Below are 26,076 nucleotides of genomic sequence, written 5' to 3'. Positions count from 1 at the left end.
CATGCTCAGAACGGAAAGACGGACCGGCACAGCGCGCCGGCTCCCCGGGCGCGCCGCCCGCGTCGTGCTCGCCCTGCTCGTGTCCTGCCTGGCGCTCGTCGCCCCCTCCGCCGCTCACGCCGAGGCCGACGCGCCCGCGGCGCAGCAGATCACCGTGGACGGCGCAGGCACCGGACGGGTCTTCGACGGCGTCGGCGCGATCAGCGGGGGCGGCGGCACCTCACGGCTGCTCGTCGACTACCCGGAACCGCAGCGCAGCCGCATCCTGGACTACCTCTTCAAACCCGGCTACGGCGCATCGCTGCAGATCCTGAAGGTGGAGATCGGCTCGGACACCAACTCCAGCAACGGCGCCGAGCCCAGTCACATGCGCACCCCCACCCAGGTCGACTGCAACCGCGGCTACGAGTGGTGGCTCATGGAGCAGGCCAGGAAGCGCAATCCCGACATCCGGTTCTACGGCCTCGAATGGGGAGCGCCCGGATGGTTCGACGGCGGCTTCTGGTCCCAGGACAACATCGACTACCTGATGCGGTGGCTCGGCTGCGCCCAGCGGCACGACCTGCACATCGACTACCTCGGCGGCTGGAACGAGAAGGGCTGGGACGCGGCCTGGTACGGGAAGCTCAAGGCCGCCCTGGTGCGCGAGGGCCACGGTGACGTCAAGGTGGTGGCGGCCGACAACGCCGGCTGGCAGGTGGCCACCGACATGAAGAACGACCCCGCCTTCGACGCGGCGACGGACGTCGTCGGCATCCACTACCCGTGCTCCGCGGTGCACTGCTCCAGTTCCCCGGACGCCCTCAGCCTCGACAAACCGCTCTTCGCCAGCGAGTCGGGCTGGAACAACTACCTCACCGGGGCGACCAGACTCGCCGCGGAGATGAACCACGAGTACGTCGACGCCCGCATCACGGCGTTCATCAACTGGCCCGCGGCGTACGCCTGGTACCCGACCGTCCAGATGCAGGGCAGCGGTCTGCTGCGGGCCAACGAGCCGTGGAGCGGTCACTACGAACTCGGCCCGACCCTGTGGACCATCGCCCAGACCGCGCAGTTCACCCGCCCGGGCTGGCGCTACGTGGACTCCGCCGGCGGCTACCTCGACGGCGGCGGTACGTACGTGACCCTCCGGTCGCCGGGCCCGCGGCCGGCGTACACGACGATCTTCGAGACGACCGGCGCGACGGCCCCGCAGAACGTCAGCGTCACGCCGACCGGCAAGCTGCCGCGCGGTGCCCTGCACCGCTGGACGACGACCCTCGAGTCCACCGACTCCGCCGACTGGTTCGTCCGGGGTGCCGACGTGCCTCCGGACCCAACGGGCGCCCACGGCATCACACTTCAGCCGGGCACCGTCACGACGGTCACCACCATGCCCGGCGGAAAGGGCGGTGCGGTGGCGCACGCACCCCGTGCCCAGAGCATGGCCCTCCCCTACCGCGACGGCTTCGACACCTACCGGACCGCGGCCACCCCGCGCTACGTCTCCGACATGGAGGGCGCCTTTCAGGTCGCGCCGTGCGCCACCGCCCCGCAGTCCGCCGCCGGCAGCCGGGGCACGGGCCGGTGCCTGCGTCAGGCCATCACCACTCAGCCCACGAAATGGTCCCGGGTGGCCGCCCCGCTCACCCTGTCCGGGGACATCCAGTGGACCGACTACACCGTGTCCGCCAAGGTCCTGATCGACCACACGGGCACGGCGTCACTGCTCGGCCGCGTGGTGAACCAGCTCAACAACGTCGGCACCGGACGCGTCAACGCCTGGGAGGGCTACTACCTGAAGCTGTCCGACTCCGGCAACTGGTCGCTGGAGGTACTCGCCCCCGACAAGACGACCCGCGTCCTGGCGAACGGCAGCATCGCCTCCGCCGGCGCGAACACCTGGCACAAGCTCTCGCTCGGCTTCTCCGGGCAGACGATCACGGCTCGCGTCGACGGAACGGAGGTCGCGCAGCTGACCGACACCACGTACGACCACGGTCAGGTCGGCCTGGGCCTGGACTCCTACACCACCTCGCAGTTCGACGATCTTGAGGTACTCCCGACGCACGGCGCGTAGAGGGCCGAACGTGCCTTCTGGGCTTGGGGGTTGAGTCACCGTTCGACACTCACCAACGCCCAGAGGGCACGGCTCGGGCATCGTTACGCTTGCTCCGGAGGTGGGGATGATCAACGCGATGGTCCTGAGCGCCGGCGCCTTGGTGTTCCTCGTGATCGGCACGTGGTTCGTCCGGCGGCAGCGACGTCGGCACGCGGACGCCCGCGCGGGTTGGGGCGCCGTGGCGATCGGCCTGGGACAGCTCCTCCATGGAATCGGGTCTCTCTCCGGGAATCGGCAGCCACTTGGCGTGATCCTCGCTGCGTGCTCCGCCGCCTTCGGCATCGCCGGAGCCGTGCTCGTGGTGCTTGCCGGCCGGACGCTCGGCAGGGGCAGGATCGCCGGCAAGCGCTGAGGCCCAACCAGTGGTCCGTACCAAGGTATTGACTCCCCCTTACTTCATTCCTTAAATCAAGAGGCGATGCCTTCATCCCCCACCTCGGCCGGCTCATCTCGTCCATGAACCCGGCCGCTGCCCGGAAGGAAGAGCCGTGGCCTCTCCACGTCTGCTCCGAAGATGCCTGTTCGCCGCCCTGTCCGCCGTGCTGGTCGCCTCCGCGGCGACCGGCGCGGCGCACGCGGATCCGCCGCACGCCTCTCCCGCCCCCACCTCCGCCGCCGCCGTCGCGTTCTCCGACTCCTTCGACGGTCCGGCCGGTGCCGCCGTCGACGGCTCCAAGTGGCAGATCGAGACCGGCGACAACGTCAACAACCACGAACGCCAGTACTACACCTCCGGCAACAACAACGCCGCCCTGGACGGCCAGGGCCACCTCGTCATCACCGCCCGCAAGGAGAACCCCGCCAACTACCAGTGCTGGTACGGCACCTGCCAGTACACCAGCGCCCGCCTCAACACCTCCGGCAAGTTCAACGCCCAGTACGGCCACGTCGAAGCCCGCATGAAGATCCCCCGCGGCCAAGGCATGTGGCCCGCCTTCTGGATGCTCGGCACCCCCGTCAACTGGCCCGACTCCGGCGAGATCGACATCATGGAGAACGTCGGCTTCGAACCCTCCACCATCCACGGCACCATCCACGGACCCGGCTACTCCGGCTCCGGCGGCATCGGCGCCGGCTACACCCTCCCAGGCGGCCAGGCCTTCGCCGACGCCTTCCACACCTTCGCCGTCGACTGGGCCCCCGACTCCATCACCTGGTCCGTCGACGGCACCGTCTACCAAAAACGCACCCCCGCCGACCTCGGCGGCAAGACCTGGGTCTTCAACAAACCCTTCTTCCTCATCCTCAACCTCGCCGTCGGCGGCTACTGGCCCGGCGACCCCGACACCTCCACCGCCTTCCCCCAGCAACTCGTCGTCGACTCCGTCTCCGTCACGACGAGCTGACACGCCCCCTTGAGGCCGAGCGGCACGCTGTCCGTGCCGCTCGGCCTTCGGCGTCACGCGATGCGGGCCGCCCGCCCTTGGGGAACCCTGGTGGTGGAGGTCAGCATGGATCCCCTTGAGGCACTGGACCGGATCGCCTTCCTGCTGGAGCGGTCCCTGGCGCCGACGTACCGCGTCCGCGCCTTCCGCACGGCGTCCCGCGTCCTGGCGTCGCTGCCCCCGGACCAGGTCCGCGAGCGCGCGGCCGACGGGTCGCTGGAGTCGCTCAAGGGCGTCGGTCCGAAGACTGCGCAGGTGGTGCGCGAGGCGCTGGCCGGTGAGATGCCCGGCTATCTGCGGAAGCTGGAGGACGAGTCCGCCGAGCCGTACACCGGGACCGGTACGGAGCTGCGGGCGCTGCTGCGCGGGGACTGCCATCTGCACTCGGACTGGTCGGACGGCGGCAGCCCGATCGAGGAGATGGGCCGGGCCGCGGCGGCGCTCGGGCACGAGTGGGCGGTGCTGACCGACCACTCCCCGCGGCTGACGGTCGCGCGCGGCCTGTCGCCCGAGCGGCTGCGGGAGCAACTGGACGTGGTGGCGGAGCTCAACGCGAGCTGGGCGCCGTTCCGGCTGCTGACGGGCATCGAGTGCGACATCCTCGACGACGGCTCGCTCGACCAGGAGCCGGAGCTGCTGGAGCGGCTCGACGTGGTGGTCGTGTCCGTGCACTCCAAGCTGCGCATGGACGCCCGTCCCATGACCCGCCGCATGGTGGCCGCCGTACGCGATCCGCACTCGGACATCCTCGGCCACTGCACGGGACGGCTGGTGTCCGGGCGGGGGCGGCCCGAGTCGGAGTTCGACGCGGACGAGGTGTTCGCCGCGTGCGCCGAGACCGGTACCGCCCTGGAGATCAACAGCCGTCCCGAGCGGCTCGACCCGCCGCGGCGGCTGCTGCGCCGCGCGGTGGACGCCGGGGTGCTGTTCTCGATCGACACGGACGCGCACGCGCCCGGCCAGCTGGACTGGCAGATCAACGGCTGCGCGCGGGCCGAGGAGTGCGGGGTGCCCGCCGAGCGGGTGGTCACCACCTGGTCGCGGGACGACCTGCTGGCCTGGACCCGCGAGCGGCGCGTTCCGGAGGGAGTGCCACGCCGTTGACGTGGTACCCGTCCGGTAAGCGAGCGAGGGAGAGCGGGCATGGACCGGGCGGCCGTCTTCGATGTCGACGGAACTCTCGTCGACACCAATCACCTGCATGTGGTGGCCTGGTGGGAGGCGTTCCGCCAGGTGGGCTGCACGGTGCCGATGCACGCCGTCCACCGGGCCATCGGCCTCGGCTCCGAGGACCTGATCGCCCATCTGCTCGGCGACGGCCGCAAGAAGGAGCAGGACGCCGAACTCAGCGCCGCGCACAAGACGTTGTACGGGCAGTACGTCGACCGGCTGCCGGCGCTGCACGATGCCGGGCGGCTGCTGCGGTGCCTGGACCACGAGGGCTGGAAGGTGGTCCTCGCGACGTCCGCGAGCGGGCCGGAGCTGTCCGCGCTGCGCCGTGCGATCGGCGCCGAGGACGCGATCGCGGCCACCGCGAGCGCCGATGACGTCGAGCAGGGCAAGCCGGCGCCGGAGCCCGTCGAGCGGGCCCTGGAGCTGGCGGGGGTGCCGGCGGACCGGGCCGTTCTCGTCGGGGACACGGTGTGGGACATGCGGGCGGGCAGTCGGGCTGGGGTGCGCTGCGTGGGTGTCCTGTGCGGCGGGATTCCGCGGGGAGACCTGGAGGAGGCGGGCGCGTCGGCCGTGTACGACGACCCGGCGCACCTCCTGGCCTGCCTGGCGGACAGCCCCTTCGGGGAACGGTGACGCACCTCACCCTCGAAAGCGGCAGGGCGCGGAACACCCACGAGAGGTTGTCCGTTGAACGACACGTGGGTGCGGATGGGACAGTGTCCCCGGGCCTCACCATTCGCCCACAGGGAAGATCGTTCGGCTGAAGCCCTGTGGAGCCTTTCGCCGAGAGGCGACCGCCATCCGTGCCCGCCCTTGAACGGCCCCGACCGAGATTCCCCCGTCCGGTCGGGGTCTTCCTCGTTCCTGCGGGCCGCCGCGTGCCCCCCGGGCGCGCCCGGTGCTCGCGGCTTCCGCTTGACTTCGAGAGCACTCGAATTCGTAGCGTTTCGAGCATGACCACGCACAGCACAAGATCGGGTCCGGCTTCGGCGCCACCAGCACCGCCGACGAGGTCCTGGCGGGCATCGACCTGACCGGCAGGCTCGCGATCGTCACCGGAGGCTACTCGGGCATCGGCCTGGAGACCACGCGTGCGCTCACCGAGGCGGGCGCCCACGTCGTGGTGCCGGCCCGCCGCCGTGCCACCGCCGAGGAGGCGCTGGCCGGTGTGAAGGACGTCGAGGTGGACGAGCTGGATCTCGCCGACCAGGAGAGTGTGCGCGGCTTCGCCGAGCGCTTCCTCGCCTCCGGGCGGACCGTCGACATCATGATCGACAGCGCCGGGATCATGGCCTGTCCGGAGACGCGGGTGGGGCCCGGCTGGGAGGCGCAGTTCGCCACCAACCACCTCGGCCACTTCGCGCTGGTCAACCGGCTGTGGCCGGCCATCGCGCCGGGCGGCGCCCGAATCGTCTCCGTCTCCTCCCGCGCCCATCACTTCTCGGGCATGCGCTGGGACGACGTCCAGTGGACGCGGGGCTACGACAAGTGGGAGGCCTACGGCCAGGCCAAGACCGCGAACGTCCTGTTCGCCGTCCACCTCGACCGGCTCGGCCGCGACGCCGGCGTGCGCGCCTTCTCCCTCCACCCCGGCGGCATCCTCACGCCGCTCCAGCGGCACATCCCCAGGGAGGAGATGATCGAGCGCGGCTGGATCGACGAGGCCGGCAACGTGCTCAACCCGCAGGGCTTCAAGACCCCGCAGCAGGGCGCGGCCACCCAGGTCTGGGCGGCCACCTCCCCCCAGCTGGACGGCCTCGGCGGCGTCTACCTGGAGGACTGCGACATCGCCGAACCGGCAACGGACACCCGCCCCACAGGCGTCAAGCCCTGGGCCACGGACCCCACCGAGGCATCCCGCCTGTGGGACCTGTCGGCCGCCTTGACGGGCGTGAACGCCTTCGCGTCCTAGGAGCGGAGCAGCGCCGGACCGTAATGGGCCGCCGGCGCGCCCGTCATCAGGGCCCAGTACCGGTCGCCGTACGACCAGTGCCACCACTCGGTCGGATAGTTGACGAGACCGGCCGCACCGAGGACCCGGCCCAGCAGCTCGCGGTTGGCCCGGGCCTCGGCGGAGATGTTCGTGGCAGCCGTGTAGCAGGCGCCGTCGCTGTGTTCCGGGCTCGCGTTCATCGGCGTGCCCAGGTCGAGTTCGCGCCCGTCGGTGCCGGCGAGCGTGAGGTCGACGGCCGCCCCGGCGCCGTGCGGGGCGATCTCCGGCGGGCAGACGTAGCGGCTTGCGGCCGTCCGGATGTCGTGAGGCGACACTGCGGATGCTCCGCGCGCAGCCCGGCGGCGTACCGCTCGAAGTACGACCGCTGCAGCTCCGGCGGCCGGTACCCCTCGACGAACAGCAGACACAGGCCGTCCGGCAGCCGGGCCTGCGCGGCGAGGAGGCGGTCCAGCACGCCCCGGCGCAGGTGAACCTCCGCGCCACGGGAGTTCCCGTGCTTGCGGTCGTCGACCGGCAACACCTCTCGTACGTCGACCAGAGGCTCGCCGCTCTCCCGCACCGGTATCGCCGCCACACGGCCGTCGGACATCAGGATGATCTCGCTCATGGCCCGATGACCTCCCGGCCGGCCGCAGCCCAGGTCGCGTGGTCCGCTCTCAGGGTGGGTACTCGGTGTGCTTGCTTCCGGCGGGGGGCCGGTGGGGAGCTCGTGGGTGGAAGGAGCCGAAGGTGAGCAGCGCAACGGGTAGCAGGATCGTGGTCACGGGCGGCACCGGCAACGTGGGCACGAGTGTGGTGCGGCAGCTTTCCGAGGATTCCCGGGTCGGGTCCGTCCTGGGGCTGGCGCGACGGATTCCCGACTGGTCGCCCGCGCGGACGGAGTGGTCCCCGGTGGACATCGCGTCCGAGCGGTCGGATCTGGCCGACACGTTCGCGGACGCCGACGCGGTGATCCATCTGGCCTGGGCGTTCCAGCCGACGCACGACCCCGCGACGACCTGGCGAACGAACGTGCTCGGGAGCATCCGGGTCTTCGACGCGGTCGCGGCGGCACGGGTGCCGACGCTCGTGCACGCCTCCTCGGTCGGCGCGTACTCGCCCGGCCCGAAGGACCGCATGGTGGACGAGTCGTGGCCCACGCACGGCTGGCCGGACGCCGCGTACTGCCGTGAGAAGGCCTATCTGGAGCGGGCGCTGGACACGTTCGAGCGGGAGCATCCCGAGGTGCGGGTGGTCCGGATGCGGCCCGCGTTCCTCTTCAAGCGGGAGTCGGCGAGCGAGCAGCGCCGCATCTTCGGCGGCCGCTTCCTGCCGGGCTCCCTGGCCCGTCCGGAGCTGCTGCCCTTCCTCCCCGACATCCCCGGCCTGCGGGTCCAGGCCCTGCACACCGACGACGCGGCCAAGGCCTACGCGCTCGCCCTGCACTCCGAGGTGAGCGGCGCCTTCAACCTGGCCGCCGATCCCCCGGTGGACGCCGAACTGCTCGGCGAGATGCTGGGCACGCGCCCGGTCCGGCTCCCCCGCGCCGCGGCCCGCTCGGCGATCGCCGCGGCGTGGGGCCTGCACCTGCTGCCCGCCTCACCGCACCTGTTCGACGCGGTGCTCCGCCTGCCCCTGATGGACTGCACCCGCGCACGCGTCGAGCTGGGCTGGCATCCGCAGAACACGGCGACCGAGGTGCTGGAGGAGTTCCTGCAGGGCCTGCAACGGGGCGAGGGCGCCCCTACGGAGCCGATGAAGGGCCGGAAGGTGGGCTGACCCCGCCGGCCCTCCTCCGCCAGGCGGGTTTTGGCGGCTGACCTGGAGGTACTCGCGGTGCCCTCAGCTATGTGCACTACGGGAAGGGAGGACGCCGTGGCCGACAGGCATCCCACCGGCCAGGATGGCGAGCCGGTGCCGCGCGATCTGCCGGATCAGCTGGTCACCGAGGGCGAGGATCCGCTGGACATTCCGCTGCCGCCCGGTGAGGAGGAGGCCGACGAGGAGCTGCCGGACACCGACGAGGCCGGTACGGGGCGCCAGGACCGTCCCCAGTCGGCGACCGTCCATCCAGAGCATCCGACGCCGGACGAATCGACCGGCTGACCGGGACGGTCCGAGCCCGGCACGCGGCTCGCGACCGCTAGTGCGGCGCCCGTTCCTGCAGCGCCGTCCGCCAGGCCGGTGCCGGCCCCTCGGGCGCGGGCTCCGGCCGGCGCCCGCCGCGGGCGAAGAAGTCGGCCAGCGGCAGGATCGCCGCGCCGACCGTCACCGCGTCCGGCCCCAGCCGCCCGAGCTCGACGGTCACCTTCTCCGCCGGGTGCCGCAGCGCGTACGACGCCGCGTGCCGGCGGACGGCCGGCAGGAACCGCGCCCCCAGCTGGAGCCCGGCCCACCCACCGATGAGAATCCGCTCGGGCTGGAAGAGGTTGATCAGATCGGACAGCCCGGCGCCGAGATACTCCGCGGTCTCCTCCAGCACGGCGAGCGCCATGGGGTCCGCCTCCGCCCCGGCCGCCGGATACGCCGCGGCCAGCATCGCGGTCAGCGCCGTCTCCTCGTCGACCCCCTCCGGCGGCTGTCCGCCCTCCTCCCGCCAGCGCTCCAGCAGGGACTCCGCTCCCGCGTACGCCTCCAGGCAGCCGAGGGCGCCGCACCGGCACCGCCGCCCCCTGACCCGTACCGTCAGATGCCCCCACTCGACCGCCCGGCCGTGCTCCACCTCGGGGGTGACCAGGCAGGCACCCACGCCGGAACCGAACAGCACGACGACCGCGTTGTGCGCCCCGCGCCCGCCGCCGAACCACATCTCGGCCTGGCCGAGCGTCTTGGCGCCGTTGTCGATGAAGTACGGGATCATGTCGGGCAGTTGCGACGAGGAGCGCAGCAGGTGCTCCAGCGGGACCGCGTCCCAGCCGATGGTCTGGCCGTGCACGACGGCGCCGCGGTCGGGGGTGCGCTCCACGATGCCCGGGACGCCGATGCCGACGCCGAGCAGCCGCTCGGGGGCGATGCCGGCCTCGGCGAGCACCTCGGCGATACCGTCGCGGATGTGGCCGACGATGACCTCGACCTCGTAGCGCTGCTGCTCCAGGGGCCGCTCGGCGCGGGCGAGTTCGGTCAGGGTCAGGTCGAACAGCTCGATCCGCACCCGGGTCTCGCCGACGTCGACGCCGATCATGTGGCCGCTGCCGGGTGCCACGCGCAGCAGCGTGCGCGGGCGGCCGCCGTCGGAGTCGACGCTGCCGGCCTCCTCCACCAGGCCGTCGGCGACGAGGTCCGCGACGACGTTGCTGACCGAACCGGAGCTGAGGCCGGTCGCCGGGCCGAGTTCGAAGCGGCTGAGGGGTCCGTCGAAGTAGAGCCGCTGCAGCACGACCGTGCGGTTCGCCCGCCTGAGGTCGCGTACCGTGCGTCCGTTCCGCCCCGCAGCCATGTGGCTCCCTTCGCACCCTGTTCGACCTGCAACATACCTCCGAGTGCGGGCCCGGCGCGACTTTCTCCTACCCTTAGTTCACGCTGTGAGCTAAGAGGGGTCTCACGACGCGCGCCATTCGGACATGGTCAGTTCCTCGATCTCGTCGAGAGCGGCGACGAGTTCGGGCGCGACCACGTCCTGGACCCAGCGGTCGTGCTCCTCGTCGGCCTCGCGCGGGATCGTCTCGGTGAGCATGATCAGGTAGAGGTAGGTGCGATAGAGCGCGAGGCGGAGCAGCGCCGGGGTGCCGAACTCGGCCCGTCCGCCGGCCTCCCGGTAGCCTGCGAGGAACGCCTCGTCCTTCTTGATGTCGCCCAGCAGCGCCAGCGAGACGAAGTCGGCCAGCGGGTCGCCCCAGAACATGCGCTCGCCGTCGATGAGCCCGCCGATCCGGGGCTCTCCGGCCGACCGGTCGACCAGGATGTTGCCTTGCCACAGGTCGAAGTGGACGAGGCTCGGCGTCGTGACGAGGTCGAGGGCGGGACCGGCGGCCCGGGTGGTGCGGGCCACCTCGTCGGCGGAGCGGGGCAGCCGGGCCTGGTAGTGGCGGGCGTCGTCGAGGACGGCGTCGAGCATCCCGGTGAAGGCGGTCCGCCAGTCGCGGGAGAGGTGGCCGAGCGCCCCGGACGGATAGCCGTACGCCGGCCCGGTCACCCGGTGCAGCCGGGCCACCAGCCCGCCCAACTCCGTGCGCAGTCCGGCCTGCTGGACGTCGGTGAGCCAGGAGCCCCAGGCCTCGCCCGGGCACGCCGTCATCAGCAGATGGCGTCCGTCGGTGTCGCCCCCGACGGAGACGAGGCGTGGCGCGGGTACGCCGGCCTCGGCGGCGCAGCGGTAGAACTCGGCCTCGGAGACCAGTAGTTGCTTCTCGTAGCTCAGCCCGGGGGCGTCCGGCGCGAGCTTCAGCACGTAGCGGCTGCCGTCGCTGAGCCGCAGTTCCTCGACCGTGTTGTACGTGCCGCCGTCCAGGGGGCGCAGGTGGGCGAGGCGGTCGAGAGGGATCTTCGAGCCCTCCAGGATGCGCCGGGCCCGTTCCCAGGAGTCCACCACCGTCCGCCCACCCCTCCCCTGCGCTCAGCCGGCCGCGTACACGTCCTCGACGTAACGCCCCTCCGTGATCATCGCGTCCAGCCACTCGCCGGCCGCCGTCGCGTCCGTGCCCGGCATGCGATCTCCGTACAGCGTACGAAAGGCGTCCCGCACTCCGGGCGCCATTCGCGAACCGTCGCCGCAGACGTACACCCGCGCCCCGGCGCCGAGCAGGTCCCACACCTCGTCCCCCTCCGCGGCGAGGCGATGCTGCACGAACGTGCCCTCGGTGCTGAACGCCGGGCGGAGCGAGACGGCTCCGGCGGCCTCGGCGGCGTACAGCTCCTCGGCGTGCAGGAAGTCGGCGCCGGGTGCGTCGCAGCCGAAGTAGCAGAGCGCCGGGGCGAGTTGGGCACCGGCGGCGAGGGCAGCGGTGCGGTCGGCGACGGCTCCGCGGAAGGGCGCGAGCCCGGTGCCGGCCGCGATCATGATGACCGGGACCGAGGTGCCGGGCGTATCGATACGAAAGGCCTCGCGGCACGGCTGGACACGGGCGTGCACCGTGTCACCGGGCATGACGTCCGCCAGATGGCCGGAGCCCGTCCCCCGGTACGTCCCCTTGCCCGAGCGCGCGGGCGCCTCCAGCAGCGAGACCATGAGGTCCGCGTGGCCGGGGTCGACGGCGGGCGAGGAGGAGATGGAGTAGTGGCGGGGGCGCAGCGGGGTGAGGATCTCCAGGAGCCGCGGCCAGTCGAGGGCCTCGCGCAGCGCGGGGTGGTCCTCGACGACGTCGACGAGGGTGCGCGGATCGTCGTCGGTGAGGGCCGCGAGCGCCGCGCGCTCGGGCGGGCAGGCGTTGGCGGCGGCGAGGGCGGCCCGCTGGGCGGCGGTCGGCCGCTCCTGCAACTCGACGTGGTGCGTCAGGAGTTGACGTACGGTCAAGGGCCGGTCGACGGCGAGTCCCTCGCGGCGCGGGCGGGTGGGCCGGATGTCCAGGACGGTGCCGGGGTCGGCGCCGAGGGCCGTGGCCGCGCGGTCGACCAGGGCCGGTGAGTTGGCGGGCAGCACGGTCAGGTGGTCGGCCGTGCGGTAGGCGGTGCCGTCCGGGAGGGCGACGCGCACGAAGCGCTTGCGGCGCGGGTGGCCGGGCGCGGTGAGGTCGTACGCCTCGGTGACCGTCATCGGGACGAGTCCGTGCCGCTCGGCGAGCGCGTCCACGGGACCGCCGGTCAGGATGCGGACCTCGTACGCGGCGCTCGGCTCGTCGTCGGCCGGGGCGGTGGCGTCCGGGTCGCCGTACCGTTCCAGGAGGGCCGTGCGCAGGCGGGCCGTGAAGTCCCTTACCGTGCCGGTCAGATCGCCCGAGGCATCGGCGGCGGCCCGGTCGGCGAGGCGGGTGGCGCCGAGGGCGGCGAGGCGCTGGTCGATGCGGGTCGGGACCTGCTGGTAGGTGGCGGCCCAGTTGCGGTCGCCGACACCGAGGACGGCGTAGCTGACGTCCTCGAGGTCGTGGCCGGCCTCCAGCCAGGCGGCGAAGGCGGTGGCGTCGTCGGTGGGGCGGCCGTTGTAGGAGGCGGCGGCGATGACGACGGGGCGGTCGGTGGGCAGTCCCCCGACGTAGGCGTCCAGGGGTGCGACCTCGGTGGCGCAGCCGATGGCGGCCGCGGTCTCGGCGAGTCCGGCGGCGAACTCACGGCAGGTGCCGTAGTTGCTGCCGTGCAGCACGAGGACGCCGGTCCCGGGGCGGACGCGGGCGGGCAGGGTCCGCGGGTCCGCATCCTGGGACGTCTCGGCCGGCCGCTGTCCGGGAAGTGCGGTGTGCTCGCGGCCGGCGGCGGTGCGCGGCGTGAGGGTCAGCGTGAAGCCCTCCGGCTTGAGGGTGAGGGTCTCCTTCACGGTGAGCGCATAGTCGGCGTGGTCGTGCAGCCGGTAGCGGTGGACGAGCATGGCCAGCAGCATGGTCGCCTCGTGCAGGGCGAACTGCCGCCCGATGCAGGCGCGTTCACCCGTGCCGAACGGCTTGAAGGCGTGCACCGGCCGCGCCGCCTCCGCCTCGGCGGTGAACCGCGAGGGGTCGAACAGCTCGGGGTTGTCGCCCCAGACGGGCTGGCGGTGCAGCATCGGGGCGAGCACGGTGACGGCCTGTCCGGCGCGCAGCGGGACGCGTCCGCCGAGCAGCGTGTCCTCGAGGGCGTGGCGGCTGAAGGCGGCGGCCGTCGGCCACAGCCGCAACGCCTCGTTGAGCACCTGGCGGGTGTACGTCAGCCTGCCGATGTCGTCGTACGTCGGCTCGAGGTCGCTCGCGTCGCCCCACAGCGCGTCGGCCTCGCGCTGCACCAGCTGGAGCGCGGTGGGGTGCTTGGCGAGGTGGTACAGGGCGAAGGACATCGCGCCGGAGGTCGTCTCGTGGCCGGCGATCAGGAAGGTGATGACCTGGTTGCGGATGTTGGCGGCGTCCAGGGTGGCGCCGTCGGCCGGGTGCTCGGCGGTGAGCATCAGGCCCAGCAGGTCCTCGGCCCCGGCCTGGTCGGCGCCCGCGCGGGCGGAGATGACGTCGTCGACGACCTGGGCGAGGTAGGCGGCGTCGTCCCGGAAGGCGGCGTCGGCGGCCGAGTGGTCCTGGCCCGGGGTGCGGGCGAGGCGGTGCATGCTCCACTCCAGGCAGCGGACCATCGACTCGACGAACGGGTGGGGTTCCGAGCGCCCGAACGACCCGAAGTCGTAGCCGAATCCGGCCAGTCCGATCGTGTCGAGGGTCATCCGGGTCATGTCCTCGGGCACGTCGACCGGCTGCCCGGTTCGGGCGGCGCGGTCCCAGGAGGCGATGAGCCGACGCGCCACCCGCAGCATCACCGGGTGGTAGGTGCGCATCGAGCCGAGTGCGAAGGCGGGCATCAGGATGTCGTGCGCCCGGGCCCAGTTGGGCTCGTCGTTGTACGCGGTGAACAGGCCGTCGGCGGCGAACTCGCGGACGTTCTCCAGCGCCGGCCCGACGTGCTTGGCGAACCGCCGCTCGTCGGCGAGGTCGGCCACCAGGTCGGAGTCGGCGACGAAGAGCACGTCCCGTCCGTGCAGCCGCCGCACGAGCAGCGGACCGTGCTCGCGCATCAGCCCCATGACCTGCTGGATGGGGGTGCGGCCGGGTCCGGTGGCGCTGATGTCGACGACGGGGACGCCGGGGAGGGTGTCTGCGGTGTGGGGGTGCAGCACGGTGGGGGGCATGGCGCGGCAACTGCCTTTCGCGGTACGGAAGTACTGCGATCAAGGGTGGTCGAGCGGATCGGGCCGTCCGCGCTGCCGCGCTACACGATCGTGTAGTCAAGAAGGTCCCAGGGGCCTTGCACAAGTGCCCGGTGTGCGCCTCACTCCGGCCGCGCGCCGTCCGTGCGGGGTACGGGCGCCGGAGCGGTGGTGGCCCGCGGGATCAGGACGGTCGGCAGCACCACGTGCCGCTTGGCGTCGGTGTCCGGGTCGTGGAGCAGTTCCAGGACCATCTCGCCCACCACCCGCCCCATCTCCGAGGGCGACTGGGCGACGGTGGACAGGTCGAACCACTCGGCCACCGGCTGGTCGTCGAAGCCCAGGACGGACATCCGCTCGGGCACCTCGATGCCGGCGCGGCGCAGGGTCCGGATGAGCGAGGCGGCGAGCTCGTCCTGTTCGGCGAAGACTGCGGTGGGCGGCTCGCGCAGGCTCAGCAGCGTGCCGATCGCCTCGACCACGGCCCGCTTGTCCTCGGGCGGGGCGGACACCACGAGGGAGTCGTCCGGGGACACGCCCGCCTCGGCGAGCGCCTGCTGGTAGCCGAGCAGCCGTCCGTGCGAGCTGAACGAGAAGCCGGTGGCACCCTGGGCCTGCACGAAGGCGATCCGGCGGTGGCCGAGGTTGAGCAGGTGCCGGGTGCCGTTGCGGGCCCCGGCCACGTCGTCGACGTAGACGCTGGGCCGGCCGCTGGCGTGCTGGCTGACGTAGACGACCGGCATGCCCAGGTCGTCGAGCCGGGTGCACTCCTCGTCGGTGAGGTCGAAGCAGAAGACCAGCAGCGCGTCGGCGTTGCGCCGGGCCGGCAGCTGCTCGAAGAACGCGGTGCGCTCGGCCAGGTCGGGTATGACGTAGACGGCGAGTTCCAGGTCCGCGGCGCGCAGCAGCGGGCCCAGGCTGGACAGAGCCGAGCCCATGAACCACGAGTTGAGCGTGGGCACGAGCACCGCCACGACGCCGGTCCTGCCGGTCACCAGGCTCGACGCGTGCCGCGACACCGCGAAGTTCAGCTCCCGCGCAGCCTTCTCGACGCGGGCGCGGACGTCCGGCGACACGTTCGACAGTCCCCGCAGCGTGCGCGAGACGGTGGATGCGGAGACCCCGGCCCGCTCGGCGACGTCGGCCATCGTGGGGTGCCGTTGAGCTGCTGGCATGGGCGGACGTTAGCACAGGCGTGCGCGAATCCACAGGCCCTTATGACAGCGCTGTCAGGTAATTACCTGCGCGTAACGCATTGACGTGCCGACGGTGTCGCTCCTAGCTTGCAAGCGTTGTCCCACGGAAGGCATGAATGAGTGCGCAGCAGCTTCCAGCACGTGGGCATTACATGCTCTGAACTGCATAAATGTCATTGCCATCGTCGTGACAGCGCAATCACACCCTCCGTTCCGCCCGACCCGGGAGCGCCATTGAAGATCAGAACGACCAGAGCGCTGCGGCGCTGCGGTTCCTTGTGTGCGGGGCTGGCCGCCCTGGCCGCCTGCGGCTCGGGGGGCGGCTCGGTGTCGAGCGGGCCGGCCGGCCGCGCCTCCTTCGAGGGCCGCGGTCCCATCACCTATGTCGCCGGCACGGACAACACCGGCACGGTGCAGGCGGTGCTCGACCGCTGGAACAGGCTGCACCCCGAGGAGAAGGCCACCTTCGTGCAGCTGCCCACCGACCCGGACGCGCAGCGCCAGCAGATGATCCAGAACGCGGCCACGCGGTCGGACGCCTTCACCGTGCTCTCCCTGGACGTGGTGTGGAACTCGGAGTTCGCGGCGCACCGCTGGGTGGACCGGCTGCCCGAGGACCGCTTCCCGCTGCGGCAGATGCTGAAGCCGATCGTGACGACCGGCAGGTACCGCGGCGGCCTGTACTCCGTGCCCGCCAGTTCGGACGGCGGCATGCTCTACTTCCGCACCGATCTGCTGAAGCAGGCCGGGATCGGCCAACCGCCGGTCACCTGGGCCGAGTTGAAGGCCGACTGTGCCAAGGTGCGCCGGCTCCCCGAGGCCAAGGGCATGTCCTGCTACGCGGGCCAGTTCCAGAAGTACGAGGGCCTGACCGTGAACTTCGCCGAGGCGGTGAACTCGGCGGGCGGCATGGTCACGGACGCGGCGGGCCGCCCGCACCTCGACTCGCGCGCGGCCAGGAAGGGTCTGGACTTCCTGGCCGGCTCCTTCAGGGACGGCACCATCCCCAAGGAGGCCGCCACCTACCAGGAGGAGGACGCGCGCCGCGCCTTCCAGTCCGGCCGGCTGCTCTTCGAGCGGCAGTGGCCGTACATGTATCCCCTGGCGGCCAGGAAGGACGGCTCCAGCAAGGTCGCCGGCCGGTTCGCCGTCGCACCGCTGCCCGGTCTCGACGGACCCGGCGCCTCCAGCCTGGGCGGCCACAACCTCGCACTGTCGGCCTCGGCGCGGAACAAGGCCACCGCGCTCGACTTCATCCGGTTCTTCACCAGCCAGGAGACCCAGCGCCTCTCCCTCGCCTACGCGCCGGCCGCGCCCACGTACCGCGCGCTGTACCGGGACCCGCGGCTGGTCGCGAGGTATCCGTATCTGCCGACCCTGGAGCAGTCGATCCTGCACGCGGTGCCGCGGCCCCGCGTCTTCGGCTACGGCGACGTCACCGCGGCCGTCCAGCGGGAGGCGTTCGCCGCGATCACGGGCGACAAGAGCAGCGCGAGCGCGCTGCGGGACCTGCAGCGGGACCTGCGGCAGCAGGCGGCGGGGAAGTGAGGAGACGCGCATGGTGACCACCCACAACCCGCCCGGGAGCGTCGCCCGGCCGGCCGCGCGGAGGGCCGGGCCGCCCGTTCCGGCCCTGCGGGGCGTACGCCGCACGGCCACCTCCGGCTCGGCCGGACTCGCCGCCCTCCTGGTCTCGCCGACCCTGCTGGTCCTCGCGATCGTCGTGCTCTACCCCACGATCGTGGCGATCAAGGACTCCTTCTACGGCACGCCCGGCCTCGACCCGAGCACCGGCTTCGTCCGCGGCCACGACCCGTTCGTGGGCGCCGCCAACTACACCGGGATCTTCAAGGCGGCGGGCGAGCGCTTCTGGAACGCCTTCTGGAACACGACGTTCCTGACCGTCACCACGGTCGCCCTGGAGACGGTGCTGGGCATCGCGATGGCGCTGATCATGCACCGCGCGCTGCGCGGCCGGGCCGTCGTCCGCGCCTCGATCCTGGTGCCGTGGGCCATCCCCACCGCCGTCACCGGTCTGCTGTGGCGCTGGATCTTCAACAGCGACGGTGTCGCCAACGCGCTGATTGGCCGTCAGATCCTGTGGACCACCGAGGGTTTCCACGCCAAGGCCGCGGTCATCATCGCCGATGTGTGGAAGACGGCGCCCTTCATCGGCCTGCTCGTCCTGGCCGGTCTCCAGGTGATCTCCAAGGAGGTCTACGAGGCCGCGCGGATGGACGGGGCGGGCGTGCTGCGCCAGTTCTGGAGCATCACGCTGCCGCTGGTCAAGCCCGCGCTGCTGGTGGCCGTGCTGTTCCGCACCCTCGACGCGCTGCGCATGTTCGACCTGCCGTACATCCTCGTCGGCGCACAGAAGACCTCCGTGGAGACGCTGTCCATGCTCGCCCAGGACCAGGCCGCGAACGTGCGGTTCGGACCGGCCGCCGCCTACGCGGTGATCCTCTTCGTCTACGTCTTCCTCATCGCGCTGGCGTTCGTCCGGCTGCTCGGCGCCGATCTCGTGCCGCACCGCCGGAAGGGGGCGGCCGCATGACCACCACTCCGCACCCGGCCCTGCGCAGGGCGCTGCTCTGGCTCGGGGTGGCCGCGGTCGTCGCCTACTGCCTGGCGCCCTTCTACTGGATGCTCGTCTCCAGCCTGCGCCGCACCTCGGACATCTTCGACAACTCCCTGTTCCCCGGCCGGATTTCGCTGGAGAACTACCGGGCGGTCCTCGATCCGTCGCAGGCGTTCACCCGCGCGCTGCTCAACAGCCTCGTGGTGGCCGGGACCACGACCGTCTGCGCACTGCTGCTGGCGACCTTCACGGCGTACGCGATGGCCCGGCTGGAGTTCCGCTTCAAGCGGTTCGTGCTGACGCTGATCATCGCCACGTCGATGTTCCCCGTGGTGTCGATCGTGGTACCCCTGCTGAAGATGTTCGTCGGCTTCGGCTGGATCAACACCTACCAGGCGATGATCGTGCCCAGCATGTCGTTCACGCTGCCGCTGGCGGTGTGGAACCTGACGGCCTTCTTCCGGCAGATGCCCGAGGAGCTGGAGCACGCGGCCATGATCGACGGCTGCACGCGCGGCCAGGCCTTCCGGCGCGTCATCGTCCCGCTGGCCGCGCCCGGCCTCTTCACCACCGCGATCATCACCTTCATCGCGGCGTGGAACGAGTTCCTCATCGCCCTGTCGATGACCAACAAGCCCGACATCCAGACGGCGCCCGTCGCGATCTCCAAGTTCGCGGGGGCAACTCAGTTCGAGACGCCGTTCGGCAGCCAGATGGCGGCCGGTGTCCTGGTCACCGTGCCGCTCGTCGTCGTGGTGCTGGTGTTCCAGCGCCGGATCGTCGCCGGCCTCACGGCCGGTGCCGCCAAGTAGCCCCGTCCGCCCACCGATCCCGGAGGAGTACTCCCCAACATGTCGACCAGCACCGCGCCTTGGTGGCGCGACGCCGTCATCTACCAGGTCTACGTCCGCAGCTTCGCCGACGGCAACGGCGACGGCGTCGGCGACATCGCCGGCATCCGCTCCCGGCTGCCGTATCTCAGCGACCTCGGCGTGGACGCGATCTGGATCAACCCCTGGTACAAGTCGCCGATGGCCGACCACGGTTACGACGTCGCCGACTTCCGGGAGATCGACCCGCTGTTCGGCACGGTCGCCGAGGCCGAGCAGCTCATCGAGGAGGCGCACCGCCACGGGATCCGCGTCGTCCCCGACATCGTGCCCAACCACACCTCCGACCGGCACGAGTGGTTCGAGGCGGCGCTGGCCGCCGGGCCGGGCAGCCCGGAGCGGGAGCGTTACGTCTTCCGGGCGGGCCGCGGGCCGAACGGCGACGAGCCGCCCAACGACTGGGTGTCCTGCTTCGGCGGCCCGGCCTGGACCCGGCTGCCCGACGGCGAGTGGTACCTGCATCTGTTCGCCCCGGAGCAGCCCGACCTCAACTGGCGGCACCCGGAGGTGCGGGCGGAGTTCGAGTCGATCCTGCGCTTCTGGTTCAGCAGGGGCGTGGACGGCTTCCGCATCGATGTCGCGCACGGTCTGATCAAGCATCCGGAACTGCCCGACCTGCCGCCGCGGCCCGAGGCTCCGGCGGACGGCAGGGCGCAGCACTTCGACCATCCGCACTGGGACCGGGACGAGGTGCACGAGATCTACCGTGCGTGGCGGCGGGTGGCCGACGAGTTCCCGGGCGACCGCTCGTTCGTCGCCGAGGCGTGGGCGGACACCCCGGAGCGGCTCGCCGCGTACGTCCGCCGGGACGGACTGCACACGGCCTTCAACTTCGACTTCCTGATGTCCAGTTGGGACGCGAAGGACCTGCGGGCCGTCATCGACGACTCGCTCGCGATGCTCGGCGCGGTGGGCGCGCCCGCCACCTGGGTGCTCTCCAACCACGACGTCGTGCGCCATCCCAGCCGCTACGGCCGCAAGGTGGTCAAGCGATGGGTGGCCAACGAGACGTACCGGCCCGAGGGCCCGCTCGACCTGGAACTCGGCACGCGCCGGGCCCGTGCGGCGGCCCTGCTGATGCTGGCGCTGCCCGGCGGCGCCTACGTCTACCAGGGCGAGGAGCTCGGGCTGCCGGAGGTGGAGGACCTGCCGGAGAGCATGCTCCAGGACCCGGTCTGGGAGCGGTCCGGGCACACCGACCGGGGGCGTGACGGCTGCCGGGTGCCGATCCCGTGGTCGGGGCGGAGCGCACCGTACGGCTTCGGACCGGTGGGTGCGTCCGCCGACCCGTGGCTGCCGCAGCCGGAGCTGTGGGGGGACCTCAGTGTGGCCGCGCAGACCGGCGACGAGAACTCGATGCTGGAGCTGTACCGCAGCGCGCTGCGCCTGCGCCGCGAGCATCCCGCCCTCGGCGACGGCCGGCTCACCTGGCTGGACGCCCCGGCCGGCGTCCTCGTCTTCGGCCGCGACCCGGGCTTTTGGTGCGTGGTGAACCTGTCGGCCGAGCCGTACCGGCTGCCCGAGGACGCCTCGGTCCTGCTGGCGAGCGGGCCGGTGCGGGACGGCATGCTGGCGCCCGACCACGCGGCCTGGCTGGCCGTGTAGGTGGGCGCCGAGGGGAGGCTCGTCACCGGGCCTCCCCTTCTCCACCACGGCCGCCACCCCTCTCCACCACGGCCCCCACCCCGCTGGACCTGCATGATTGTGCGGTACACACAGCGCGCCTCCGCGCGCGCCGAGTCGCGGGAGGCACGGGTGGAGGACGGCAAACGGGAGGCCGTGGTGTGGCGCAACCGCGCCCTCACGCTGTTCGACCGGGTCGCCGTGCCCGTCGCCGTGTGCGACGTGTACGGCGACGTCCTGCTGGCCAATCCCGCGATGGCGGCCGAGTGCGGCACGACGCCGGGGCGGCTGCGCGGGCGTGACGTACTGGAGCTGTTCCGGCCGCAGGAGGCGGGGCAGGTGGAGCGGATCGCCGAGGCACTGCGGCTGCGGCACCGGTCGCGCTACGAGGTGTCGGTGCGCTGGGAGGCGCCGGGCGGGGCCGAGCGGTTCGGGGAGCTGACGGCCGATCCGGTCAGCGACACCGTGGAGGACACGCCCGCCCTGCTGGTGATGCTGCGGGTGCAGGGCGAGCGTGAGCCGCGCGCCGACGCGCCCGTGCACGCCGCGCCGGTGGAGGCCCGCATCCTGGCCCTGCTCGCCGGTGGTGCCACCACCGCGAGGGCCGCCAAGGAGACCGGCCTCACCACGGACGGCGTCACCTATCACCTACGGCGGCTGTCGGCGCGCTGGGGCGCCTCGAACCGCACCGAACTGGTCGCCCGCGCCTATGCGCTCGGGGTGCTGACTCCCGGGGTGTGGCCGCCCGGCGCGTAGGCGGTGCCCGCGCCTTCGGGGGCGCCGAAGCGGGCGAGGGTGTGCCACACCTTCTTCAGGTCCTGGGGTTCGTACCGGCCGGTGCGGGCGGCGTCGCCGATGATCCGGGGATCGACCAGGCCGTCCTGCGCGGTGGTGGCGCCCAGCTCCACGTACGCGCGGCCGCGGTAGTCCGCGTGGCGCAGCAGCTCCGGGACGCTCAGCCGGTAGCCGGGGTGCCACTCGACGGGGCAGGGCAGCGCGCGGGCCGCGGCCTCGACGGGCGTGCCGCGGTAGCTCGCGTCCAGGACGAGGGCCTCGACGTGCGCGGCGAGGAGGACACCGCCGTGGACCTGGGCCTCGATGTAGTCGTCGAGGGCGTCCCGCCGGTCGCCCTCGGCGAGGGCGACGAGCGCCATGCCGGCGGCGATCCCGAAGTCCGTCGGCTCGGCCGCGCTGTCCGGGTAGCAGAAGGTGGTGCGGGCGAGGGCGGCCGGGCCGAGCCGGAAGTGCGAGGACCCGAACCGCGGTGCCGCGCCGACGACTTGGTGGCGGAAGTTCAGCGCGCCGTAGACGGGCCGCTCGTGCGGGGCGGCGTCGTCGTAGGCACCGCCGAAGATCCGGCTCTCCCAGCGGTGGCGGTCGCCGCCGGGGTGTGCGGTGAGACCGCCGTTGCTGGTGCCGGTGACGAACTGCGAGTGGTATGCGCCGTCCTGGGCCAGCGCCTGAAGGATGGGCATTCCTCCGGTGAGCCGGTCGGGGTGGAAGTTCAGCGTGATCCGCACACTCGGGTCGACCGCCGGGCCCTCTGAGCGGGCGGCGACATGGCGGAGCGCGGCCAGCTCCCGCGGGCTCCCGACGGCACTCAAGTCCACTGCTGCGTACGCCCTTTCCCGTTCGGCGCCGACCGTGGTCCCGGGTGACGCGGCCGTCGGCAGGTGCCGATGGTACGAGCGGACCGGGCCTGCGCCCGACTCCTTTTTCGTGGCCCGGGGCCGGTGTGCCGGGCGGCAGGCCGGGCCTTCCGGTGGTCCTCCGTGCCGGGGTGCGGACAGCCACGGGGCGAGGACGGGGGTTTTCCTCATGGATCACCGGGGCGCCCGGAAGGGAGCATGCCGTACATGACGACTCGGCGGCTCGGCGGCCTCTTCCGCACGACGACGGCGGGCACGGACCTGCGGTGCTTTCTGCTCACGGGCATCGCCACCGTGCTCCTCACGCGCCGGCTGCTGGCGAGCACGGGCTATCCGAAGCTCGGCGGCCACGGCACCGGACTGCACATCGCGCACATGCTGTGGGGCGGGCTGCTGATGGCGGCCGGGCTGGTGGTGCTCCTGACCTTCCTCGGGCGCCGCGTGCGGCGGTGGGGCGCGGTGACGGGCGGTGTGGGGTTCGGGCTGTTCATCGACGAGATCGGCAAGGTGGTCAGCGACGGCGGGGGTTACCTCTACCGGCCGGCCGCCGGGCTGATCTACCTGGCCTTCGCCGCGCTGGTGGTGCTGAGCCGGTGGCTCGTCCCGCGCGGCGGCCCGCAGGGTGCGCGGGCGCGGACGGCTCGCGCCGCCGACACCGCGCTGACCGGTGTCGTCTCCGGGCTGACCGAGGCTCAACGCCGGGCGGCGCTGGGGATGCTGGAGGGCTCGACGCGGCCCGTGGACGTGGCGCTGGTGCGGGTGCTGGAGTGCGTGGAGCCCGTGCCGGAGCGGCCTCGGGCCCGGGTGGCGGACGCGGTGCGGGCCGCCGTCGCCCGCGGCCGCGGGGCCGTCTCGGCGCTGGTCGCGCACCGGGCCACGCTCTGGGCGGCGCTGACGTGGACCGTGCTGCAGGGGGCGGCCCTGCTCTTCGGGGTCGGGCGGGATCTGGCGGCGGGGCGGCTTCGGCACGAACCGGAGTGGGGCGCGGTGACGGGGCTGGTCGCCTGCTCGGCCGTGATGCTGGGGCCGGCCGTGGCCGGACTGGCACGGCTGCGCCGCGACCGGGTGCGCGGCCTCACCCTGATCCGCGCCTCGCTCCTGGTGGACCTGCTGGCCGGCCAGCCCTTCAACTTCGTCGTCAACCAGTTCTCGGCGGTGACGAACTGGCTGGTCGGCCTCACCCTGCTGACGGTCGTCACGACGGCCCTCCACCGCGAACGCGAGTCGACCGGCGAAGCGGAACGCGGGCTACGCCCGGGGAAGCCGAACGGAGCCTCGGCACCGTCTTGACCATGAGCCTCGGGCCCACCGGCGAGACCCCGTGCGGATCGTGCCCCACGAGGCGGGCAGAGACTCAGCGCGTGGCCGCGTGCCTCGGGCCGCCGAGCCCCCTCGCTGGGCGGCCCGGAAACGCCAACGGAGCCTCCGCACCGCCGTGGCCGCGGACCTCAAGAGGCCCGGCAGGGCCCAATGCGGACCGCCCCCCGAGAAGGCGAGAGGAGCCTCGGCATGGTCGTAGCCGCCGGCGCGCCACGGCGCGAAAGCGCCAACGGAGCCTCCGCACCGCCGTGGCCGCGGTCCTCAAGACGCCGGCGGAACCCCGTACAGATCCCGCCCCCGAAGAAGGGAGCAGGCCGCGGCGCGTGGCCAAGAGCCTCGAGCCCGCTGACGAAACCCGATGCAGGGCACGCCCGGGAAACGGCAAGCCGGCCCCAGCCTCAAGCAACCGGCGGAGCCCAGTGCGGATCTCGGCCCAGGAACGCGAGCAGGGACTCGGCGCTGTCGTAGTCCTCCGGCCGTTCGCGGGCGGGTGCGAACACCTGGTAGGCGTCGCGGAGGTGGTCGACGAGGTGGCGGGCCGCCGGCCAGATGCCGTCGGCCAGTTCGACGGGCAGGGCGCGGTCCTGGCCGGTGGCGACCGCGATGTCCCAGGCGTGCACCCCCGCGTCCATGGCGGCCGCCGCCGCGGCCAGTGGCAGGGGCAGCGGACCCAGCGGCGTCGGCACCTGGTCGGCGCCCGCGGGCAGCCCCGCGTAGGCGTCCGCCACCGCGCGCACCACCTTGCCGAGCTCCGCCGACGGATCCCCGTCGAGGGCGTCCGCCGGATGGAACGGGTCGGAGTCCGGGCGTCCGCCGGTGATCGCGAGGCCGTATCCCTGCTGATCGATCCGCGCATGATTGAAGACCTGCCGGACGGTCCACCCGGCACACGGGGTCGGCGCTCCCCAGCCCGCCTCCGGAACCCCGGCGACCAGCTCGACGAGATAGCCGTGCGCGAGCCCGAGAACCACGAGATCCTTGGTGTCCTGGGTATTCCCCATGATGCGTGTCCCCCTCCGGTCACCGTTTGTGCGACAGGAACAATCTAGGCTTTCTTGCGGTCAGTTACGGTCCTCAACGACAGCCCCCGCCCCGTCCCCGCCGATCACACCGATGCCCCAGGAAAGGAGCACGGCCCGCGCATGCGACAGGTACGTGACTGGTCCACGCCCCTCGCCCGTCTGGTGAGGCGGTACCGGGACCCGGTGGTCGTGCAGACACTGCGGTCGGCGGCCGCCGCGTCGATCGCGTACGTCGTCGCACTGCGCCTGAGCCCCGAGTCGGCACCCCTCACAGCCCCGCTGACCGCGCTGCTGGTCGTCCAGGTGACCCTGTACGCCACCCTCACCAACGGCGTCCGCCGGGTGAACGCGGTCGTGGCCGGCGTCCTGGTGGCGATCGCCTTCAGCCAGCTGGTCGGCCTGACCTGGTGGAGTCTCGCGCTGCTGATCGTGGCGTCGCTGGCGGTCGGCCATCTGGTGCGGGTCGACGAGTACGTCCCCGAGGTGGCGATCAGCGCGATGCTGGTCCTCGGCGTCACGGCCGTCGGCGACACGGCCTGGGCGCGGGTGGTGGAGACCCTGATCGGCGCGGTGGTCGGACTCGGCTGCAACCTCCTCCTCCCACCGCCGGTGTGGGTGGACGAGGCGGGCGAGTCGATCGAGGGGCTGGCCCGCCGGTTGCGGCAGTTGATGCTGCGCATGGGCGAGGAGGCCGCGGGCCGCCCACCGGTCGAGCAGGCCACGCAGCGGCTGTACGAGGCGCGCCGGCTCGACCACGACATCGTCGAGGTGGACGCGGCACTGCGGCAGGCCGAGGACAGCCTGCGGCTCAATCCGCGCGTGCGCGAGGGCCTGCTGCACCGGGTGGTGCTGCGGACCGGGCTGGACACGCTGGAGATCTGCACGGTGGTGCTGCGGGTGCTGGCGCGCAGCTTCACCGACCTGACCAAGGAACGCGAGCCGGAGCCGCTGTTCGCGCCCGCGACGGGCGCCGCCGTGGAGCAGTTGCTGTCCGAGATCGCCGACGCCGTGGTCAGTTTCGCGGTGCTGGTCACCAGCCCCGTCAGCACGAGCGCCGAGTCCGCCGAGTCCCGGCTGGCCGCCGAGCTCCGGCAGGCCGCCACCACGCGCGACAAGCTGGCCCAGCTGCTGCTCGAGGAGGTGCAGCGCGACGCCCGTACCTGGCACCTCTACGGTGCCGTGCTGACCGAGGTGAACCGCATCATCGACGAGATGGACACCGAGCACCGCTCGCGCCGCCTGTTCGAGGAGCTGGACCGCAACGCCCGGGACCAGCGCGAGCGCATGCCGCGCCTGACGAAGGTGCGGGAGAGCGTGCGCGACGCGAAGCCCCTGCGCAGGACCACCGGCCGCACGGCCGACGACGACTGACGGGACGAGCAAGGGACCAGCGAGGGACCGGCAAGGGACGAGCAAGGCTCGAACCGGGGACGAGCGAAGCGCGAGCGGTTGCGGG

Annotated in this window: 19 protein-coding genes and 3 pseudogenes; 15 read left to right on the top strand and 7 right to left on the bottom strand. The window is 72.4% G+C overall.

Features of this window, described 5'->3' with window-relative positions; translation table 11 throughout:
* The first annotated feature begins 1 nt into the window (after position 1).
* The 6 genes and pseudogenes from ACFU97_RS18215 to ACFU97_RS18190 form a co-directional block, all read left to right on the top strand.
* A complete protein-coding gene (locus tag ACFU97_RS18215) occupies positions 2-2,062 on the top strand; it encodes a galactosylceramidase (RefSeq protein ID WP_384257262.1) in 2,061 nt (686 codons plus the stop codon).
* A 106-nt stretch (positions 2,063-2,168) separates the two neighbouring features.
* Positions 2,169-2,456, top strand: coding sequence for a hypothetical protein (locus tag ACFU97_RS18210; protein WP_384257259.1), 288 nt, complete (start codon positions 2,169-2,171; stop codon positions 2,454-2,456).
* 136 nt (positions 2,457-2,592) lie between these two features.
* Positions 2,593-3,447, top strand: a pseudogene (locus ACFU97_RS18205) (family 16 glycosylhydrolase); the annotation flags it as partial.
* Positions 3,448-3,555: 108 nt separating this feature from the next.
* Positions 3,556-4,593: a PHP domain-containing protein gene (locus tag ACFU97_RS18200; RefSeq protein WP_384257257.1), complete on the top strand. Its 1,038-nt coding sequence runs from the start codon at positions 3,556-3,558 to the stop codon at positions 4,591-4,593.
* A 39-nt stretch (positions 4,594-4,632) separates the two neighbouring features.
* Positions 4,633-5,295, top strand: a complete 663-nt coding sequence (locus ACFU97_RS18195) for an HAD family hydrolase (RefSeq protein ID WP_384257254.1) — start codon at positions 4,633-4,635, stop codon at positions 5,293-5,295.
* Between the two features lie 328 nt (positions 5,296-5,623).
* Positions 5,624-6,574, top strand: a pseudogene (locus ACFU97_RS18190) (SDR family NAD(P)-dependent oxidoreductase); the annotation flags it as partial.
* Here the strand turns inward: ACFU97_RS18190 and ACFU97_RS18185 are convergent.
* Positions 6,571-7,223: pseudogene (locus ACFU97_RS18185) on the bottom strand (M15 family metallopeptidase). The pseudogenes ACFU97_RS18190 and ACFU97_RS18185 overlap by 4 nt on opposite strands.
* 122 nt (positions 7,224-7,345) lie before the next feature.
* Between ACFU97_RS18185 and ACFU97_RS18180 the strand changes: the two are divergent.
* Positions 7,346-8,374, top strand: coding sequence for an SDR family oxidoreductase (locus ACFU97_RS18180; RefSeq protein WP_384257251.1), 1,029 nt, complete (start codon positions 7,346-7,348; stop codon positions 8,372-8,374).
* Positions 8,375-8,470: 96 nt separating this feature from the next.
* Positions 8,471-8,701, top strand: a complete 231-nt coding sequence (locus tag ACFU97_RS18175; RefSeq protein WP_384257249.1) for a hypothetical protein — start codon at positions 8,471-8,473, stop codon at positions 8,699-8,701.
* 37 nt (positions 8,702-8,738) lie between these two features.
* On the opposite strand, the gene ACFU97_RS18170 is transcribed toward ACFU97_RS18175, so the two are convergent.
* From ACFU97_RS18170 to ACFU97_RS18155, 4 genes are all read right to left on the bottom strand, one after another.
* Positions 8,739-10,031 (bottom strand): ROK family protein, encoded by a 1,293-nt coding sequence (locus ACFU97_RS18170; protein WP_384257246.1) that lies wholly within the window; start codon positions 10,029-10,031, stop codon positions 8,739-8,741.
* Positions 10,032-10,133: 102 nt separating this feature from the next.
* The gene (locus ACFU97_RS18165) at positions 10,134-11,123 is read right to left on the bottom strand and encodes a phosphotransferase family protein (protein WP_384257244.1); all 990 of its coding nucleotides are present in this window, start codon (positions 11,121-11,123) and stop codon (positions 10,134-10,136) included.
* A 24-nt stretch (positions 11,124-11,147) separates the two neighbouring features.
* Positions 11,148-14,324, bottom strand: a complete 3,177-nt coding sequence (locus ACFU97_RS18160) for a cytochrome P450 (protein ID WP_384257242.1) — start codon at positions 14,322-14,324, stop codon at positions 11,148-11,150.
* A 140-nt stretch (positions 14,325-14,464) separates the two neighbouring features.
* Positions 14,465-15,517 (bottom strand): LacI family DNA-binding transcriptional regulator, encoded by a 1,053-nt coding sequence (locus tag ACFU97_RS18155; RefSeq protein WP_384257239.1) that lies wholly within the window; start codon positions 15,515-15,517, stop codon positions 14,465-14,467.
* Positions 15,518-15,772: 255 nt separating this feature from the next.
* Here ACFU97_RS18155 and ACFU97_RS18150 point away from each other — a divergent pair, with 255 nt between their 5' ends.
* The 5 genes from ACFU97_RS18150 (at position 15,773) to ACFU97_RS18130 (ending at position 21,385) form a co-directional block, all read left to right on the top strand.
* A complete protein-coding gene (locus ACFU97_RS18150) occupies positions 15,773-17,086 on the top strand; it encodes an ABC transporter substrate-binding protein (protein WP_384257236.1) in 1,314 nt (437 codons plus the stop codon).
* A gap of 10 nt (positions 17,087-17,096) precedes the next feature.
* Positions 17,097-18,092 (top strand): carbohydrate ABC transporter permease, encoded by a 996-nt coding sequence (locus tag ACFU97_RS18145; RefSeq protein ID WP_384257234.1) that lies wholly within the window; start codon positions 17,097-17,099, stop codon positions 18,090-18,092.
* Positions 18,089-18,928, top strand: coding sequence for a carbohydrate ABC transporter permease (locus ACFU97_RS18140; protein WP_384257231.1), 840 nt, complete (start codon positions 18,089-18,091; stop codon positions 18,926-18,928). Before ACFU97_RS18145 ends, ACFU97_RS18140 begins: the two co-directional genes overlap by 4 nt.
* Positions 18,929-18,967: 39 nt before the next feature.
* Positions 18,968-20,611, top strand: coding sequence for a glycoside hydrolase family 13 protein (locus ACFU97_RS18135; RefSeq protein ID WP_384257229.1), 1,644 nt, complete (start codon positions 18,968-18,970; stop codon positions 20,609-20,611).
* Between the two features lie 93 nt (positions 20,612-20,704).
* Entirely contained in the window at positions 20,705-21,385 is a 681-nt protein-coding gene (locus ACFU97_RS18130; protein ID WP_384257227.1) for a PAS domain S-box protein, read from the top strand.
* Here the strand turns inward: ACFU97_RS18130 and ACFU97_RS18125 are convergent.
* Positions 21,337-22,239, bottom strand: coding sequence for a DUF3626 domain-containing protein (locus ACFU97_RS18125; RefSeq protein WP_384257225.1), 903 nt, complete (start codon positions 22,237-22,239; stop codon positions 21,337-21,339). The two genes, ACFU97_RS18130 and ACFU97_RS18125, sit on opposite strands and share 49 nt — an antisense overlap.
* 246 nt (positions 22,240-22,485) lie before the next feature.
* Here ACFU97_RS18125 and ACFU97_RS18120 point away from each other — a divergent pair, with 246 nt between their 5' ends.
* Positions 22,486-23,568 (top strand): hypothetical protein, encoded by a 1,083-nt coding sequence (locus tag ACFU97_RS18120; RefSeq protein WP_384257223.1) that lies wholly within the window; start codon positions 22,486-22,488, stop codon positions 23,566-23,568.
* Positions 23,569-23,996: 428 nt separating this feature from the next.
* On the opposite strand, the gene ACFU97_RS18115 is transcribed toward ACFU97_RS18120, so the two are convergent.
* Positions 23,997-24,599 carry a TIGR03086 family metal-binding protein gene (locus ACFU97_RS18115; RefSeq protein WP_384257220.1) on the bottom strand — a complete coding sequence of 201 codons (603 nt, stop codon included), beginning with the start codon at positions 24,597-24,599 and terminating at the stop codon, positions 23,997-23,999.
* Positions 24,600-24,740: 141 nt separating this feature from the next.
* On the opposite strand from ACFU97_RS18115, the gene ACFU97_RS18110 reads away from it, so the two are divergent.
* On the top strand, positions 24,741-25,991 hold the full coding sequence (locus ACFU97_RS18110) for an aromatic acid exporter family protein (RefSeq protein WP_384257217.1): 1,251 nt from the start codon (positions 24,741-24,743) through the stop codon (positions 25,989-25,991).
* Positions 25,992-26,076: the final 85 nt, after the last annotated feature.

It is taken from the genome of Streptomyces sp. NPDC057616, assembly GCF_042800575.1.
In the GTDB taxonomy this organism is placed as follows: domain Bacteria; phylum Actinomycetota; class Actinomycetes; order Streptomycetales; family Streptomycetaceae; genus Streptomyces.
This window is presented reverse-complemented; position numbering and strand designations above follow the sequence as displayed.

What these genes read in the sequence shown, in the direction of transcription:
- ACFU97_RS18215 (WP_384257262.1), top strand. Translation starts at nt 2, where the DNA reads ATGCTCAGAACGGAAAGACGGACCGGCACAGCGCGCCGGCTCCCCGGG.
- ACFU97_RS18210 (WP_384257259.1), top strand. Translation starts at nt 2,169, where the DNA reads ATGATCAACGCGATGGTCCTGAGCGCCGGCGCCTTGGTGTTCCTCGTG.
- ACFU97_RS18200 (WP_384257257.1), top strand. Translation starts at nt 3,556, where the DNA reads ATGGATCCCCTTGAGGCACTGGACCGGATCGCCTTCCTGCTGGAGCGG.
- ACFU97_RS18195 (WP_384257254.1), top strand. Translation starts at nt 4,633, where the DNA reads ATGGACCGGGCGGCCGTCTTCGATGTCGACGGAACTCTCGTCGACACC.
- ACFU97_RS18170 (WP_384257246.1), bottom strand. Translation starts at nt 10,031, where the DNA reads ATGGCTGCGGGGCGGAACGGACGCACGGTACGCGACCTCAGGCGGGCG.
- ACFU97_RS18160 (WP_384257242.1), bottom strand. Translation starts at nt 14,324, where the DNA reads ATGCCCCCCACCGTGCTGCACCCCCACACCGCAGACACCCTCCCCGGC.
- ACFU97_RS18155 (WP_384257239.1), bottom strand. Translation starts at nt 15,517, where the DNA reads ATGCCAGCAGCTCAACGGCACCCCACGATGGCCGACGTCGCCGAGCGG.
- ACFU97_RS18145 (WP_384257234.1), top strand. Translation starts at nt 17,097, where the DNA reads ATGGTGACCACCCACAACCCGCCCGGGAGCGTCGCCCGGCCGGCCGCG.
- ACFU97_RS18140 (WP_384257231.1), top strand. Translation starts at nt 18,089, where the DNA reads ATGACCACCACTCCGCACCCGGCCCTGCGCAGGGCGCTGCTCTGGCTC.
- ACFU97_RS18135 (WP_384257229.1), top strand. Translation starts at nt 18,968, where the DNA reads ATGTCGACCAGCACCGCGCCTTGGTGGCGCGACGCCGTCATCTACCAG.
- ACFU97_RS18130 (WP_384257227.1), top strand. Translation starts at nt 20,705, where the DNA reads ATGATTGTGCGGTACACACAGCGCGCCTCCGCGCGCGCCGAGTCGCGG.
- ACFU97_RS18120 (WP_384257223.1), top strand. Translation starts at nt 22,486, where the DNA reads ATGACGACTCGGCGGCTCGGCGGCCTCTTCCGCACGACGACGGCGGGC.
- ACFU97_RS18115 (WP_384257220.1), bottom strand. Translation starts at nt 24,599, where the DNA reads ATGGGGAATACCCAGGACACCAAGGATCTCGTGGTTCTCGGGCTCGCG.
- ACFU97_RS18110 (WP_384257217.1), top strand. Translation starts at nt 24,741, where the DNA reads ATGCGACAGGTACGTGACTGGTCCACGCCCCTCGCCCGTCTGGTGAGG.